The sequence below is a fragment of the Prochlorococcus sp. G4PB16 genome, assembly GCF_059772465.1.
This window is the reverse complement of record NZ_CM186289.1, coordinates 720,786-737,704: the sequence shown is the minus strand read 5'-3', so window position 1 is coordinate 737,704 and position 16,919 is coordinate 720,786. Positions and strand designations below refer to the sequence as shown.

Here is a 16,919-nt window from a genome sequence, read left to right as displayed (position 1 = left end):
TCTCTTATGACTTTTATTGCACCCATTAAGTTTGCTATTGATCTTCTGGCAGTTTTATTGCTTGCTTTAGGTATCAAAGGCCTTTCAAAAGTTAGATCAGCAAGAGAGGCGAATAGGCTTGCCGCCATTGCAATGATATTGGCTGCTTTTGGAGTATTGCTTAACTCTCAAGGAACCATAGGCATTTCTATTAACTCTTGGATTTGGATAATTTGTGGAACTTTAATTGGAGGCCTTTTAGGTGCCTTAACTGCTAAAAGGGTTCCAATGACTGCGATGCCTGAGATAGTAGCTTTGTTTAACGGTTGTGGAGGAATGTCATCGCTATTGGTGGCACTTGGTGTGGCTTTGTTCCCTTCGACAGAAGGCTCAGATGGTGTAGTCGGTGAACTTATTAGAAACCTCTCAATTGTCGTTTCTCTTTTTGTTGGAGCCATTACATTCTCTGGATCAATTGTGGCAATGGCTAAGCTTCAAGGTTGGCTTTCTACACCTTCTTGGACCCAAAGCAAAGCTAGGCATTTCTTCAATATTCTTTGTGCTGTTATTTCTTTGATAGGTGGAATCTATCTTTCAATCGATGGACAAAATGGTCTTTTTCTTATCGTAATTGCTTCATCTTTGCTGGGTATTGGAGTGACTCTTCCTATTGGAGGAGCCGATATGCCAGTAGTTATATCATTGCTAAATAGCTACTCAGGAGTTGCAGCAGCAGCAGCAGGATTTGTTGTCGGTAGTCAACTTTTGATTGTCGCCGGTGCAATGGTTGGAGCTGCTGGATTAATACTTACTCAAGTGATGTGTGATGGCATGAACAGATCTTTAGTTTCTGTATTGTTTGGGGGTGCACTTGGAGCTAGTTCTGTTACTTCAGGAGGTGGAGGGGGAGAATATACAAATATTACTAGTTGCAGCCCAGAAGAATGTGCGCTTACTCTTGAGGCGGCAGAGAGAGTTGTGATTGTTCCTGGTTATGGTCTTGCTGTAGCTCAGGCTCAGCACACACTAAGAGAGGTCACCAGAGTTTTAGAAAACGCCGACATAGAAGTCACATATGCTATTCATCCTGTTGCAGGAAGAATGCCTGGCCATATGAATGTTCTCTTGGCCGAAGCAGATGTTCCTTATGAGCAATTAAAAGAAATGGATGTAATCAATCCTGAATTTCCCGCGACGGATGTTGTATTAGTTTTAGGAGCCAATGATGTGGTTAACCCTCAGGCCAAGAATGATCAGACTTCACCTTTGTATGGAATGCCAGTTTTAGATGTTCAAGAAGCTAGAACTGTTTTTGTTGTTAAGAGAGGAATGAGTGCTGGATATTCAGGAATAAAAAATGACCTTTTTGATTTGCAAAATACCTCTATGGTCTTTGGAGATGCAAAAAAGGTTCTTGGAGATCTTTTATTGGAATTAAAGGAGCTTGGAGTTGGGAGTAAAGGATAATTTAAAAAAAGAAGATTTACTTTCAGATTTAGGAATAAGACCTTTTAAAGAGCGTCTCCCATGGATCGGTCCTGATCTTCAGACACTAAGAGATACCTTTGCATCAGATGAATTGCCTGATGCCTATTCGTCTGAAATTCGTATAAAGGTCCCACCTCTCAAAAGCAGAAAGACAGGAGGAGGCTTCTTGGTTGCCTACTTGGATAAGCCATCAAGTGTATCGAGCATTAATGGTTTAGTTCTACTTCTGCATGGTCTTGGTGGCTCAACTCGCAGAAGAGGTTTGACCAGAATGGCGAGTGCTTTGGTGCAATCAAATTTCGCTGTTTTGAAGCTTAATCTGAGAGGTTCAGATCCTTGTAGGGATTTTGTTGATGGTACCTATGCTGCTGAATGCAATAGTGATTTGATTCCTGTATTAAGGCGTGCCAGAGAGATTTCATATCAATTAACTGAAGACTATCAATCTTCAAAAAATATTCCTGTCTTTGGAGCTGGGATCTCTTTGGGTGGAACTATTCTTTTAAATGCTTGCATGTGTGATGAGTCTTTATTAGATGGATTGGTATGTATAAGTAGTCCTTTGGATTTGAATGAATGTAGTTCTTCTATTGAAAGACCAAGAAATTTTATTTATCAAAAATGGTTGTTAAATCGTTTAATTAGGCAAACTTTAGAAGATCCTTTTGGGATAGAAGAAAGGGAAAAGAATGCATTGTTAATAAATAGAAAGGATAAAGAAAGAAAAATAAATGATATTAGATCTTTTGATGATTTGATAACTGCTCCAAGGTGGGGATATAAAGATGTTGGAGAATATTATGCAAAAGCATCTCCTTTCTTCTCTCTTATAGAAAATAAAAAATCTCTTCCCAAAACATTATTTATTCAATCCAAAGATGATCCTTGGGTGCCTTTTTTAGCTGCTGAAAAACTAATGGAAAAAATGAAATTTTCTAATAATCAAATAGCTAATCAATTTATTTTTACTGATAAAGGGGGCCACAATGGATTTCATGGGGTTCAAGGTTGTTGGGGGGATCAAGTTGTTTCTAAATGGTTTTTATCTTTGAAAACTATTTAATCTAAAACTGAATTTTTGTAATATTTTTTTTTGAATAATCTAATACTTCTTCTCTGGCCCAGCTGTCAATTTCAAGAATTTCACTGAGGCTTGGATTTAGATTTAGGTCACATTTGTGTTTCTCGCAAATCGCCTCAATTACTTTTGGAATATCGATAAATTTAAACTTTTCTTCTAGAAATAGTTCTACTGCTTTTTCATTAGCAGCATTAAGCACGGCTGGCATTGTGCCCCCTGATTTTCCTGCGCTGTAAGCAAGTTCCATACATGGATATTTTTTGGTATCTGGTTCTTTAAAAGTTAAATTGCCTATTTCAGTAAGCTTTAATCTTGGCCAAGGTGTTTTAAGTCGACCAGGCCAACTTAAACAATACAAAATAGGGAGCTTCATATCTGGCCATCCCAATTGAGCTAAAACTGATGAATCATCCAATTCAACCATCGAGTGAATAATGCTTTGTGGATGGATAATGATTTCGATTTGGCCATATGAAAGACCAAAAAGATAATGCGCTTCAATTACTTCAAGTCCCTTATTCATAAGGGTTGCAGAATCTACAGTTATTTTCTTTCCCATGCTCCAATTAGGATGGCTAGTCGCGTCCTCGACAGTTGCTTTCACTAAATCTTCTGCTTTCCAATCTCTAAAAGCTCCTCCTGATGCAGTTAATTGAATGGATTTAAATCCTGGAGTAGGCACTCCTGTTGAGAGTCTTGCATTGTCAGCCCATGGCGTTCCTTGGAGACATTGAAATATCGCTGAGTGTTCAGAATCCGCAGGCAAGAGCCTACTTCCACTTTTTTTTAAAGCAGGAATGACAACTGGTCCTGCTGCAATTAAAGTTTCTTTATTTGCTAGAGCTAGGTCCTTTCCTGCTTCAATAGCTGCAAGTGTTGGTAGGAGGCCAGCACAGCCAACTATTCCAGTTACAACAAGATCTGAACTTTCCCAAGCTGCTGCAGTATCAAGTCCTTCGGCTCCCGCCATCAATAAGGGCTTTTTGAATATTTTTGAATCTTCTTTGAGACTATTTATTCTCCTAGACAGTTCTGGCAAAAGAGACTCATCGGCTAGAGAAACTACTTCAGGTTGATGAGTTTTAATTTGTTTGATTACTAAATCAAGATTCTTTCCTGCTGTTAGTGCAACAATTTTGAATTGATCAGGAAACTCTTCTGCAATTTGAAGGGTTTGAGTTCCAATAGATCCTGTTGAGCCTAAAACGCTTATGGCTTTCACATTGTGAAGTCAAGTATGACCAGTCTCCCATTTAAAGGTATAACCCAGTTATAAATTTACCAGTTTCTTCTGGATTTTAATAGAGATTTATTATGCAAGAAAGGGAACAATGGAGATCAGGACTGGGATTCGCACTCGCCGCGGCCGGTAGTGCAGTAGGCCTTGGAAATCTTTGGGGCTTTGCTTATAGGTCATCTCAAGGCGGTGGACTTGCTTTTCTTATCCTTTATGTATTGGTTGTTTTAGTTGTTTGCCTACCTGTTTTAGTTGCAGAGATGGTCTTGGGGAGAAGCACTTCAAGTAGTCCTTTCCTTGCTCCAATCAAAGCTGCTGGAGAGAATTGGAAGCCTCTAGGTTGGTTATTTGCAATTGCTTCTTGTGGAATTCTTTCTTATTACGCAGTGATAATGGGATGGACAATTGACACTTTCTTCCATTCCTTATTTATTGGCCTACCCTCAGATATGACTGAGGCGGGAGAATTTTTTGGTAAAATTAGCAGTGGTAATAGTGTATTTGTTGGTCAAATAATCAGCCTATTGTTAACTGCTTTTGTTGTTATTGCAGGCGTTCGTGGAGGTATAGAAAAACTAACAAAATGGGCAATGCCATTTTTATTTGGACTCCTTTTGTTGTTAGCTATATGGGCTGCAACTTTATCTGGGGCATGGGAAGGATATACATCATTTTTAATAAAATGGGATTCATCTCAACTTTTTGATAAAACCACAATAAGTAATGCATTTAAACAAGCTTTCTTTTCTTTAAGTTTGGGTATTGGAATTATGGTTGCTTATTCTTCATATCTAAACCGTAAAAATCATCTTCCTAAAGAAGCTTTGAGAGTCGCAACTTTGGATACTGCTGTGGGTTTACTTGCCGGTCTGATTACATTCCCTGTCGTTATGAGTTTTGGTTTGAAAGATGTTATCAGTGAATCAACTGTTGGTACTTTATTTATTGCTCTTCCCACTGGATTTGCAAATCTTGGATTGTTTGGGAGATTGATTGCTGCCGTTTTCTTTGGATTGGCCTTTATAGCTGCTATTACTTCTTCTATTTCATTAATGGAAGTACCAGTATCTTCTTTAATGGACAGGCTAAATTGGAGTAGGAAGAAGGCCGTTTGGATTTCAACATTATTGATCTTCTTGCTTGGAATACCGTCTGCTATTTCTACAGACTTTTTAGGCAAGTCCGATGCTATCTGTAATACACTCTTGATATTAGGCGGTCTTCTAATCTCAATTCTTTTGGGTTGGATTGTTCCAAATCGTTATGATGAGGATCTTGCAAATTCTAATGCTAATTTAAGAGTTAGAAGGTATCTAAAGTTTATGCTGCGCTGGGTTTCTCCACCAGTTATTGCTATAGGACTTTATTTAACAGTCTTATCTACAATAGAAACATTTGCTTAATCTGAAAGTTGTTTCCATTCCGTAACCCCTCTAGGTTTATCAATTAAATCAATTCCAATATTTTTCAAATCAGCTCTTATTTTATCAGCGAGTAAAAAGTCTTTATTAGCTTTGGCTAAGGATCTATTCTTGATAAGTTCTTCAATTTTATTAGTGTTAAGTTCAGTATTGTTTTTTGGTTTCTCTTGATTTAAATCTACTTTTAAGCCCAGAACTCCTGCCAACTCAGAGAGTAGTTCCCATTTATTAAAAACCTGATTAAGAATACCTTCGTCAACTTCATTGATATCTTTTCCGTTTAATAAATTTAGGCACTTTCTAATAGGTTGAGACAATTCAAAAAGTATAGATAAAGCACCAGATGTATTTAGGTCGTCATCCATATAATCTTCAAAGTCTGATAATAATTTAAATGAGTCTTTATCAAGTTTAATATTGGTAGATCTCTTTATCGGTTTATCTATGTTTATCTCGTTTTTAGATTGATCTTTGATTTTATAAATATAACCAAAAGACAGGCAATTATTTAATCTTTCCCAACCTTTTGAAGCAGCTTTTAGCGCTTCTTCCGTAAAATCTAGGGGCTTTCGGTAATTAGTTTGTAAAACAAAAAATCTCAAAGTCATAGGTGAAACACCTTCATTTAATAAAGACCTAATGGTTGTAAAGTTCCCTAGTGATTTACTCATCTTTTCACCCCTTACATTAACCATTCCATTGTGAAGCCAGTATTTTGCTAACTCTTTCCCATTACAGGCTTCAGATTGAGCTATTTCATTCTCATGATGAGGAAATATCAGGTCTGATCCACCAAGGTGAATATCAATACTTTCTCCTAATTCTTGTTTAACCATTGCTGAACACTCAATATGCCAACCTGGTCTGCCGTTCCCCCAAGGCGAAGAGTAACTAACCTCACCTGATTTAGACTTTTTCCAGAGAGCAAAATCAAGCGAGTTTTTTTTATTTTCTTTTTTATTTGTTTTTAATCTCCCTGCTGCATTATCTATCTGATTCTCAATTTCTCTTCCACTAAGTTTCCCATAATGTTTATGTTTATCTACTGAAAAATAAACATCACCATTTGATGAGTAAGCTACTTTTTTTTGTTCTAATTCTTCTATGAAATTAATAATTTGATGGAGGCATTTTGTCGCTCTTGGCATGCTGCTTGGTCTAAGAATGGAAAGAGCATCCATATCTTTATGAAATTCATCAATATTTCTTTCACTTAATTCATCAGTAGAACATCCTTCTTTATTTGCTCGATTAATAATTTTGTCATCAATATCTGTGAAGTTTTGTACAAACTTAACTTCAAATCCTTTCCAAGTTAAAAACCGTCTTAATACATCCCAATTAAGATAACTTCTTGCATGTCCTAGATGACAAAGATCATAAACAGTTACACCACAACAATATATTTTAACAAGATTAGGATTTATAGAGATAAAATCCTCTTTCTTTTTGGATAAGGTGTTAGTGAATTTTAGGGACAATTTCTTAGATAAAAATGTGAGAAATTATTGAATTTGTTAGCAACTATTTTGCCTCCATCCAATTTACTCCAACGCCAGTTTCAACTATAAGAGGGACACTAAGTTTTACAGCATTTTCCATCGTGTTTTGGACTAAGAGTTTTGTTTCCTCCAAATCTTTGGGATTAACTTCTAGCACAAGTTCATCATGCACTTGAAGTAGAATTTTCGCTGCCAATCCAGTTTTTCTTAAAGCTGAATGCAATTGAATCATTGCTAGCTTAATTATGTCTGCACTTGAGCCTTGAATAGGTGCGTTTGCTGCGGCTCTTAATTGTTGTGCTTCCATTCCTGCTCTTCTGGCCGTAGTTAAATCAATTTCATTTGGTGGAGTTCCTACTAGTCTTCCAAGCCCATTTTTATTGAAATGAAAATAACGTCTTCTCCCTAGCAATGTTTCAACAAACCCTTGGCTTAGTGCAAGTCTTTCTTGATATTCTAAAAATTTAAAAACGGCTGGATAACGTTCTTTGAATTTATTTAAAAAATATTTTGCTTCTATTAATGAAACGCCCGTTGATCTTGCAAACCTTTGAGCCCCCATACCATAAATAACCCCAAAATTTATTGTTTTTCCTATTCTTCTTTCATCGGCGTTAATGGCATCTTTTTCAAATAAAATTTTTGCTGTTAAAGAGTGGACATCTTCATTTTTTAAATAAGCATTTTTTAGTACTTCTTCACCTGATAGATGTGTGAGTATACGAAGTTCAATTTGTGAATAGTCTGCGCTTAGAAGTTTCCAATCTTTTTGCGGAAGAAAAGCTTTTCTTATTCGTCTACTAAATTCAGTTCTGACAGGGATATTTTGGAGATTTGGATTACTGCTACTTAATCTTCCAGTAGCGGTTACGGCTTGATTGAAATCTGTATGCACTCTACCCGTTTCTTTTTCAATAAGCTGAGGCAAAGCATCTACATAAGTATTAAGCAATTTGCTTATAGTGCGATGTTCAATGATCATTTTTACTATTGGATGCTCTGATTCCAGCTTTTCTAATACACCTGCATCTGTACTCCATCCTGTTTTTGTTTTTCTTGACTTCTTCCTATCTAAATTAAGTTTCTCAAAAAGTAATTCACCTAATTGTTTAGGTGATGAAAGGTTAAATTCATTTCCTGCAATCTTATAAACTTCCTCCTCAATAGTATTTAATTTTTGTGTTAACTCTAAAGATAAATCTTTTAAATACGGTATATCAATAATGATGCCTGTAGATTCTATTTCCGCCAAAACCTGCTCAAGTGGTTGTTCAACTTCTTTGAGTAAGTTTATTAATTTTTTACTTTTTTCTGTTAATCTATTAATATAAATGATTGCTAATTTTCTTGTTAAATAAACGTCCATCCCACAGTACATACTCGCAGACTTAATGTCCACAGAGGAGAAATCTTCTCCTTTTTTGACAACATCAGAAAAACTTTTGGGCTTAAATCCAAATTCTCTATAAGCAATTTCATCTAAACTATGTTTAAGAGTTGAATCACATATATAATCTGCAAGTAAAGTATCAATTACAACTCCATTTAATATAATTCCGTGTCTTAGCAAAATCAGTCTGTCGTATTTTGCATTCTGTAGGGTTTTAGGATTTTCATTGCTAGAGAACCAATCCTGAAGTGCAAAGATAACTTCTTCAATCTTTAATTGATTTATTTGGTTAATTTCTATTAAATCGGCTTCTTTCTTTTGATGTCCTATTGGTATGTAAACTATATCTTTTAATGATTCACCAAAACAAAATCCTAAGCCAACAAGTTCAGCTTTAAAAGGATTCAAATTGGTTGTTTCGGTATCAATTGCTATTGGTTTTGTCGCATCAGTATATTTCATTATTTGTGCAACAAAATTATTAAGTTCTTCAAGATTATCGATAATCTTTGGCTCTATCTGAGGAATATCTTTTGTTTCATTAAGCCTAGTTAGTTCAATATGCTCACTCTTATTATTAACGATCTTAATTTCTTCTGATGAGCGATTATTGTCTTGCTCTGATAATCCTTCATTAGAAAATAGAGCTTTAAAAGTTGAAACTTGTTTTAATAAACTATGTAACTCAAGTTTTTCCAGGCTTTCAGTTAGTTTTGATTCGTTAATACCTTCTAAGTTATGTTCTATTTTTTGACTTATAGGAATTTTAATTAATATTTCTGCAAGTTTTCTTGATAGATATGCATTATCTTTGTCTGCTTTTAGCTTTAATCTTACGGCTCCTTTTATGGCGCCTCGTTTAGCTTTTTCTCCTTCTTTCTCTAGCTCTTGGAGTGATTTATAAACTCCATCGAGATCATTGTTTTCGTTTAAAAGATTTATAGCCGTTTTTGGACCAACTCCTTTGACTCCTGGAATATTATCTGAGCTATCACCAGTTAAGGCTTTCAGATCAATAACCTTGTTTGGATTGACTCCAAGTTTCTCCCTTACGCCCTCTTCCCTAATAAGTTTAGGGTTTCCACTTTTTGCGTAGGGACCTCCTCCCATGTACAAGACTGCTATATCTCTTGCATCATCCACTAATTGGAATAAGTCTCTATCTCCAGAGAGAATTCTGACACTCCATCCTTTTTCAGCGGCATTGTTGGCTAGTGTTCCTAAGACATCATCCGCTTCATAGCCTGGGGCTTTGCAGATAGAGAGATTCAGGCTTTCTTTGAGAATCTCTTCAAGCTTATCTAAATCTTGAAAAAATATATCTGGTGCGACATCTCGATTCGCTTTGTAGTTTGGGTCTTCTTTGTGGCGAAATGTTGGCTCAGCTGTATCAAAAGCAATTGTTATCCCTTTTGGTTTGAGAGATTTGCAATTATCTAAAAGGCTTTTTAGAAAACCATAGGTAACACTTGTAGGGAAACCATCTTTTGTCGTAAGGCCTCCTTCCCCCCCTTTGCTAAAAGCATAAAAACTTCTAAAAGCTAATGAGTGGCCATCTATTAATAATAAAGTTGGCTTTCTTATTACTTCCATGAATAGTCAGAGAGGGATTGGTGTATTAACTTTTCCTTTTTTTAGCCCAAGGAGGAAGATCAATAAAAACTTTGTCTCCAGGTTCTAATCCAGATATTATGGCAGTCTTGCTACCACTACTAGTCCCTAATTCAACTTTTTTAAATTCTGGTTGATTGTTATTGCCGACTATTAGAACACCAGTTTTCCCCTTTTCCGTGACAATTGCAACTGTTGGAATAATCGTGCTGATTTTGGTTGCCCCCGTCTGAAAGTTGATATCAGATGTCATGCCAAGGCGTAAATCTAAAGGCCTATTACCCAACAACAAAGTGACTTCAAATGAAGTTACGTTGTTATTCTTGATTGCACTTGGAGAGATTTTGGAAACAACTGCTTTAAAACGCTTGTCAGGAAAAGCATCTACCCTAATACTTGCTTCTTGTCCAGTTTTTATTCTTCCTATATCACTTTCAGGAACTTTCGCAACTATTTCAAGACCTTGAGAAAGTTTGACTATTGATGAACTTGTAGCTCCACCCTCTCTTGAAGAAGAAGCGGAGGTCGTAGGAGTTACGAATGCCCCAGGGACTGCGTATCTGCTAGTTATTACTCCTCTAAAAGGTGCTCTTATGTTTGTCTCATTCTCTTCGACTTCTATTTGTTTAAATTTAGCTTCGCTTCTTAAAAACTTATTTTTATATTCTTCATACTCCTCTGCACTTATGGCACCTGCATTAAAGAGCATCTTCCTTCTAAGGTAACTCGCTTTTTGAGTTTCATAATTAGCTTTTATTTCGTCAATTCTAAATTCCAAGTCTCCAAAATCCATTTTTGCAATTAGATCTCCTTTCTTAACTTGATCTCCTTCCTCTACGAAAATTTCATCAAGTATTCCTTGTCTTTTTGGGCTTACGTTGACGCTTTTATTTGCTTTTAATTCACCACTTGCAGTTATCAAACCCGGCAAGCTGCCGCTTTCCGCTGCAATAGTAAATTCAGTTATGTCTTTATTAGATCCATTTTCTTGTGAAAGTTTAAAACTAATTCCACCAACACTTAATGCCGAAAGTGCAATGAGGCTTAAAATTTTTTTCTTTTTGAAGTTTTTCCAAATCATGTTGTGAAAATCAATTGCTCAAGAGTTTTAGAGGTTTTGATGATGTCAAAAAAGCTTAAAAACTTTCCTTTGGAGATTTATAACTATATTTTCGCTGTTAAAGGGGACGATTGGGTTTAATTTAGTCAGATTAATCAGCTGGCGTCTTTCAAAGACCCATTTCAATGCTTAAGGCCGGAATTGTTGGACTCCCAAATGTTGGAAAGTCCACCTTGTTTAATGCTCTTGTTGCGAATGCTCAAGCTCAAGCCGCAAACTTCCCTTTTTGTACGATTGAACCAAATGTAGGTTCTGTTTCAGTACCAGATCAACGTTTGAATTTGCTTGGTGAACTCAGTAAAAGTAAGCAAATCATTCCAACAAGAATGGAGTTTGTTGATATTGCTGGTCTCGTTAAGGGTGCAAGTAAAGGCGAGGGACTGGGTAACAAATTTTTAGCAAATATAAGGGAGGTGGATGCAATAGTTCATGTGATTAGGTGTTTTAAGGATGATGATGTTATTCATGTCTCTGGATCAGTAGACCCATCAAGAGATATTGAGATAATAAATTTAGAATTAGCATTATCTGATTTAAATCAGATAGAAAAACGTAGAACTAGATTAAAAAAACAAATAAGTACTAATAAGGAAGCAAAGTTAGAAGATGATGTGTTGGAAAAACTAAGCAAAGCTTTAGAGAATGAAAATGCAGTTAGGAGTGTTTCACTAACTGACGAAGAAAAAAATTTAATTAAACCATTAGGTTTATTAACGGAAAAACCAATTATTTATGCAACTAATCTTGGGGAAGATGAACTCGCGAAGGGTAATCCCTTTTCAGAAAAAGTAAATACACTGGCAAAGCAACAGGGATCTGAGTGTGTGAAGATCTCAGCCCAAGTTGAGGCAGAGTTGATTGAATTGGGAGAGGAAGAAAGAGATGCTTATTTAAATGGTTTAGGCGTTGAAGAGGGAGGTTTAATTAGTCTTATTAAAGCAACATATCGATTGTTGGGGTTAAGCACTTATTTCACTACTGGAGAAAAAGAAACTAAAGCTTGGACTATTTCTGATGGAATGACAGCACCTCAAGCAGCTGGGGTCATCCATACAGATTTTGAAAAAGGTTTTATTCGAGCTCAAACAATTTCATATGAAAAACTACTTGAAGCCGGTTCTCTCTCTGAGGCTCGAAACAAAGGTTGGTTAAGAAGTGAAGGGAAAGAATATGTAGTGAACGAAGGAGACGTTATGGAGTTTTTATTCAACGTATAAGCGTCCAGTCGTAGCAGGGGTTCTCAAAGGTTAGAATTGGTGCTGTTCTAACTTTTCGGTGTTTCCTATTTAATGTTTGATAGCTTTTATTTCAAAATAATCCATAACAATATTCAATCAAAATCTTTTCATTCATTAAGTTGAATCAATTAATTATTAATTACATATATTAATTTCTGCGAGCCCCAATCCTTCCCCCTGCCAATTAGGAAAATCATTCCAATTTGCCGATGGATTTTGATCATTAAGATCTAAAATAAAAGAAGTAAAATCTCCATCTGGATCAGTTCCCATCCCACACATTTCAGTGTTACAAACTCCCCATGAGGATGGTCTATAGAGTGATGATTCACCTGAAATCCAACCATTGCCATATGGCGCGCCCTCATCAGCTTCGGCAGTTTTTGTTAAACCTATATGTAAATTAAGGTGCCCTTGTTGTGGTGTTATATGTTTCCTTCCTTCTTCATTAAAAATATTCATTAGGAAATCATTTTCTTCCTTGTTGTTAATTGTTGTCAAATTACCTCCAAGATTCTTTGCGTTTGCCTGAGCCTCAAGCCAGCTTGGTCCCTTCACCCATGTATATGCTGAACAACCCCGCTCTATATAGGTTTCTTTAATAACAATGTCTTCGAATTGATCTGAAAGGACAAAGTCTCTTGTTTGTTGGCCTCTGAAAGTATTGCAAAGCATTCCCAAGCAATCTTGAAAGTTCGTCCCTGTTTCTCCTCTAAAACTATAAGTCAACTCGTTAGTGTTAGTCGCCAATATAAAAGTAGGCAATTGATCTGGTTCATTAGGTATCGCACTAATCAATCCCGTACCTGGGTTGCCATCACAGCTATTCCCTCCATCTGATTCAATTTGATAACCTTGAAGATTACTTGTGGTAAATGTTGACGCTATATATTCCCTATTTGTTTTCTTAACAGTGCACTCAGTTTGAATTTGTTTTAAGGCAGCCAACGCAGTTGTTGCCCTTGCTTTACGTGTAGTGCAAACAAAAGTTGGTATGGCTATCGCTGACAATACTGCCAGAACAGAAACAACCACAACAAGTTCAATTAAAGAGAAACCTTCTTCTTTTTCCCTAATGAGTTTCTTGAATTGCGTGAGTTGAACTGAACTCTTCACAAGTTCCAACAACCATATATTTAATCTAGTTTAGATAGAAATCAAAAGCTTTCATCCATTTCCCCTGAATTGATATACCTTTGCGTTCTAACTCTGTTCTTCTGTTCTAACTTACGTCTAACCGTGATTTTTGCTTGTAATCGACTGGTATAACTGGATGTGATGGAGTTTTTATTCAACGTATAGCAGACTAGTCATACAAAGGGTTCTCAAATATCTAGTTAGAATGAATTCTAACTTTCTTAGTCACATATTGGTATTTCTACAAGCCCTACGCCAGCATGTTGCCAATCAGGAAAATCATTCCATGCTAACTCTGTATATGACTCGTGATCTCGTATCGCAAGAGCAGTGTAATTACCATCCCAATCATCTCCTAACCCTGTAGCACCCCAATAGTTAGGCCTGTAACTAGAAGACTCACCTGAAATCCAACCGTCATTAGAGCCTGCATCCTTTTGTACATTATTTCTTGTCAAACCAATAAACAAATTTTTAACTCCTTGATTATCATCGCTCACATCATCCAATACTTTCTGGGTAAATTGATTTACGACCCATTCATTCTCTTCTTCATCATTAATCGTAGCCAAGTTCCCTCCAAGTGATATTGCAATAGCCTGAGCATCATCCCATTTTGGTCCATCTACCCAAACATAAGCAGAACAACCTCTTTCAACATAAGTATCTTTTATTACTCCTTCTCTCTTTTCTAGTTCGTCCTTCAATCCATCATCCCCATTGGGACCGTTAGAGATAGAACAAACTAATTTCAAACTATTTGATAGATTAGTCCCTGTCTGACCTTTAAAGCTATAAGTTAATTCATTATTATTTGCAGCTAAAATAAAAGTAGGCAATATCTCCGTGTCGGTAGGTATTGCACTAATTAATCCAGTTCCTGATGCGCCACCACAACTATTAGATCCATCAGATTGGATTTGATAAGAATTAAGATTGCTTGGAGTGTAAGTTTCTGAGGTTCTCTTCCCAGCTTTATTGATTTCACATTCTATTTGAATTTGTTTCATGGCTGCTAAAGCAGCAGTAGCTTGAGCTTTTCTCTGGAAGCATGTAAACGTGGGGATTGCAATCGCAGAGAGGACTGCAAGCACTGATACAACAACAACAAGTTCAACTAAAGAAAACCCTTCTTCTCTTTTTCTAAGGAGTTTCTTGAATTGCCTCAGTTGAATTGAACTCTTCACAAGTTCCAATAACTATATATTTAATCTAGTTTAGATAGAAATCAAAAGCTTTCATCCATTTCCCCTGAATTGATATACCTTTGCGTTCTAACTCTGTTCTTCTGTTCTAACTTACGTCTAACCGTGATTTTTGCTTGTAATCGACTGGTATAACTGGATGTGATGGAGTTTTTATTCAACGTCTAGGGGTTCAGTTATACCAGTTGATCTCGGCTTCTTTGGTTATACACTATTCTAACTTTGTTCTAACTTTTAGTAGATTCGAAGAGACATTAATGGTGAGGTCGAGGGATAAGAAGCCGTTCATGTAATCTATAACTTCTGTGGCCAAAATTAATTGTTTGATTGTTGTATTGGTTGAAATCTTTTTAATCATTCAAAAAAAGGGCTTTTAACCATATAAGTTTCATTGTTTCCACTACTACCACCATCTTCCGTAATCCCCGTGGTTCTTGAACTAAAGGAAATGTATTTACCATCTTTAGTTATTTGAGGCTCCCATAAATGATCATTAAATGAATTGGCTTTATCAGCTAACAATCTTTTTGTTTCTCCTGACGAAATATCATAGACATAAATATCTTTATGGCCATTAGTATCATTATCAACAATATTCGATGCAGAAGAATTATAAACTAAATAGTTATTATCCCCTGAAAAATTAAAGTTACCGCCACCTGAATAGCCATTCCCCTCAATTCCGTTGGCGTTCTTGCTGATCACATTTAATTGACCAGTGCTAAGATCTTTCATCATTATCTGAGCTTGTCCGTTTTCACCATTACTTGTGAAAACAACCATTGAACCATCTGGGGAAATAGTCGACCCAGATCCCCAATTACCAAAATCATCTAATCGATTTCCTTGACTATCTGATGAAACCAATGAAACAGTATTTGTCTCAAAGTCTTTAACATAAACATTTTTACCGCTTACCCCTGGTACCAGATCATCGCCATCATAGATAAAAGTTACTTTGGATCCATCGTCACTAACACCATTCCCATAACCACCAGACTGGGTAAAACCATCACCTGGCGAACCATCAGGTTTTGTAACGACAACTGATAGTTCGCCTGTATTCATATCTTTTCTATAAGCTAAAGTCCTAGACCAATCCTCAGATTGCCAAGCTGCTTCCTCTAATCCTGCAAGCTGAACATCAGGTGTCTCAAATAAAACAAATCTTCCGTCGGAGGATAGTACTGCTTCATCAATACTCCATTTATTTCTTTTCTTCTCGCCATTACTAAGCGTATCTACTCTTACAACTTCACCTGTCTCTAGGTCTTTCCTATACAGAGCTCCTCGATCATTCTCATTTGAATCAGCACCTGGTAGTCCATCAAAATCAACTGAACCATATTCATCAAGAGTTACCAATGCATATCTACCATCACATGAAATATCTTTAACTTGTTGTGAGTCTCCCGTTGATGGGACTCCATCCTTAGTAGACGTTATTAAAATTTTCTCGCCAGTATCAACACTTTGCCGATAAACCTGAGAATCGTCTCTATCTTTTGTTGTAATAAATTTTCCATTGCAACTAAGTTGACTATTTCCACCACTAGGACCAAAGCTCACAATATCGCCAATTCCGCTGCCAGGGTCAGGAGTTGGGCTAGGAGTTGGGCTAGGAGTTGGGCTAGGAGTTGGATCATTCGCAGCAGAGATACAAATCAAACTCATACATTCAGAAAAATTTTTTCCTGTTTGACCTCTATAGTCATAAGTTAATTCATTCGTATTGGACGCCAACAAGAATGTAGGCAATATATTCGTATCATTAGGTATTGCTCTAATCAATCCAGTTCCTGATGCTCCACTACAACTGTTGGATCCATCTGATTCGATTTGATAAGAATTAAGATTGTTTGGAGTGAATTCATTTGAAGCCTTTTTGAATCCTTTATTGATTTCACACTCAGTTTGAATTTGTTTCATGGCTGACAATGCAGCAGTCGCTTTTGCTTTTCTCTGTAAACAGTAAAATGAAGGGATTGCAATCGCAGACAAGACGGCAAGCACTGACAGAACAACGACCAACTCAACCAAAGAAAACCCTTCATCTTTTTTCTGAAGGAGTTTCTTTAGCCTCTCTAGCTGGATTGAATTCTTCACAAGGTTCAAAAAACTAATAACTAATCACTAATAACTAATATATTTTATAAAGAAATCTAGAAATTTTCATCCATTTTTGCTAAGTTTTATTTTTTGTGAGTTCTAACTATATTCTTCTTAGTTACTTCTAAACCTTAAAGATCATTTTCAGCTTTTGTAGGTTTGATTTTAACAGTTTTCTCCTTAATATATTTTTATCGAAAATTTCTTATTTGAAAAGATTGTTTAGTTTATAAATTAATAATAATACTTCAAACATAAACTTTTATATGCCTAGATTACAAATTATACTTTACGTCAGCTTGAATCCAATTGATAATTAGAATCGTAAAAGATTATTTAAGGTTAATTTGATAGAATTAATCCTTTCAAGCACTTACAAGGTCCTTCTGTGTTGGGCAATC

At 36.2% G+C, this 16,919-nt stretch carries 11 protein-coding genes; 4 read left to right on the top strand and 7 right to left on the bottom strand.

Annotation, left to right across the window (positions count from 1 at the left end; all coding sequences use genetic code 11):
* The first annotated feature begins 6 nt into the window (after nt 1-6).
* Together AC6EIZ_RS04505 and AC6EIZ_RS04500 are read left to right on the top strand one after the other, a co-directional pair.
* Nucleotides 7-1,446 carry an NAD(P)(+) transhydrogenase (Re/Si-specific) subunit beta gene (locus AC6EIZ_RS04505; RefSeq protein WP_498512720.1) on the top strand — a complete coding sequence of 480 codons (1,440 nt, stop codon included), beginning with the start codon at nt 7-9 and terminating at the stop codon, nt 1,444-1,446.
* The gene (locus tag AC6EIZ_RS04500; RefSeq protein ID WP_498512718.1) at nt 1,430-2,530 is read left to right on the top strand and encodes an alpha/beta fold hydrolase; all 1,101 of its coding nucleotides are present in this window, start codon (nt 1,430-1,432) and stop codon (nt 2,528-2,530) included. The genes AC6EIZ_RS04505 and AC6EIZ_RS04500 overlap by 17 nt, the downstream gene beginning before the upstream one ends.
* A 1-nt stretch (nt 2,531) precedes the next feature.
* Here the strand turns inward: AC6EIZ_RS04500 and AC6EIZ_RS04495 are convergent, their stop codons facing one another.
* On the bottom strand, nt 2,532-3,770 hold the full coding sequence (locus AC6EIZ_RS04495; protein WP_498512716.1) for a 1-deoxy-D-xylulose-5-phosphate reductoisomerase: 1,239 nt from the start codon (nt 3,768-3,770) through the stop codon (nt 2,532-2,534).
* A gap of 92 nt (nt 3,771-3,862) precedes the next feature.
* Here AC6EIZ_RS04495 and AC6EIZ_RS04490 point away from each other — a divergent pair, with 92 nt between their 5' ends.
* A complete protein-coding gene (locus AC6EIZ_RS04490; RefSeq protein WP_498512714.1) occupies nt 3,863-5,188 on the top strand; it encodes a sodium-dependent transporter in 1,326 nt (441 codons plus the stop codon).
* On the opposite strand, the gene cysS is transcribed toward AC6EIZ_RS04490, so the two are convergent.
* From cysS to AC6EIZ_RS04475, 3 genes are read right to left on the bottom strand one after another with little or no spacing between them, the layout of a single operon-like run.
* Entirely contained in the window at nt 5,185-6,687 is a 1,503-nt protein-coding gene (gene cysS, locus AC6EIZ_RS04485) for a cysteine--tRNA ligase (protein ID WP_498512713.1), read from the bottom strand. The genes AC6EIZ_RS04490 and cysS overlap by 4 nt on opposite strands.
* A gap of 43 nt (nt 6,688-6,730) precedes the next feature.
* Nucleotides 6,731-9,691 carry a DNA polymerase I gene (gene polA, locus AC6EIZ_RS04480; protein WP_498512712.1) on the bottom strand — a complete coding sequence of 987 codons (2,961 nt, stop codon included), beginning with the start codon at nt 9,689-9,691 and terminating at the stop codon, nt 6,731-6,733.
* Between the two features lie 25 nt (nt 9,692-9,716).
* Nucleotides 9,717-10,790, bottom strand: coding sequence for an efflux RND transporter periplasmic adaptor subunit (locus AC6EIZ_RS04475; RefSeq protein WP_498512710.1), 1,074 nt, complete (start codon nt 10,788-10,790; stop codon nt 9,717-9,719).
* A gap of 164 nt (nt 10,791-10,954) precedes the next feature.
* On the opposite strand from AC6EIZ_RS04475, the gene ychF reads away from it, so the two are divergent.
* Entirely contained in the window at nt 10,955-12,046 is a 1,092-nt protein-coding gene (gene ychF / locus AC6EIZ_RS04470; protein WP_498512708.1) for a redox-regulated ATPase YchF, read from the top strand.
* A gap of 156 nt (nt 12,047-12,202) precedes the next feature.
* Here ychF and AC6EIZ_RS04465 read toward each other — a convergent pair whose 3' ends face one another.
* The 3 genes from AC6EIZ_RS04465 to AC6EIZ_RS04455 all read right to left on the bottom strand — a co-directional run bounded on the left by AC6EIZ_RS04465 (nt 12,203) and on the right by AC6EIZ_RS04455 (nt 16,515).
* Nucleotides 12,203-13,183, bottom strand: coding sequence for a prepilin-type N-terminal cleavage/methylation domain-containing protein (locus AC6EIZ_RS04465; RefSeq protein WP_498512706.1), 981 nt, complete (start codon nt 13,181-13,183; stop codon nt 12,203-12,205).
* A gap of 242 nt (nt 13,184-13,425) precedes the next feature.
* Nucleotides 13,426-14,391, bottom strand: coding sequence for a prepilin-type N-terminal cleavage/methylation domain-containing protein (locus AC6EIZ_RS04460; RefSeq protein ID WP_498512704.1), 966 nt, complete (start codon nt 14,389-14,391; stop codon nt 13,426-13,428).
* A 372-nt stretch (nt 14,392-14,763) separates the two neighbouring features.
* The gene (locus tag AC6EIZ_RS04455) at nt 14,764-16,515 is read right to left on the bottom strand and encodes a prepilin-type N-terminal cleavage/methylation domain-containing protein (protein ID WP_498512702.1); all 1,752 of its coding nucleotides are present in this window, start codon (nt 16,513-16,515) and stop codon (nt 14,764-14,766) included.
* Nucleotides 16,516-16,919: the final 404 nt, after the last annotated feature.

Coding starts and splice junctions, on each gene's coding strand:
- ychF (WP_498512708.1), top strand. CDS start 10,955: ATGCTTAAGGCCGGAATTGTTGGACTCCCAAATGTTGGAAAGTCCACC.
- polA (WP_498512712.1), bottom strand. CDS start 9,691: ATGGAAGTAATAAGAAAGCCAACTTTATTATTAATAGATGGCCACTCA.
- AC6EIZ_RS04475 (WP_498512710.1), bottom strand. CDS start 10,790: ATGATTTGGAAAAACTTCAAAAAGAAAAAAATTTTAAGCCTCATTGCA.
- AC6EIZ_RS04505 (WP_498512720.1), top strand. CDS start 7: ATGACTTTTATTGCACCCATTAAGTTTGCTATTGATCTTCTGGCAGTT.
- AC6EIZ_RS04490 (WP_498512714.1), top strand. CDS start 3,863: ATGCAAGAAAGGGAACAATGGAGATCAGGACTGGGATTCGCACTCGCC.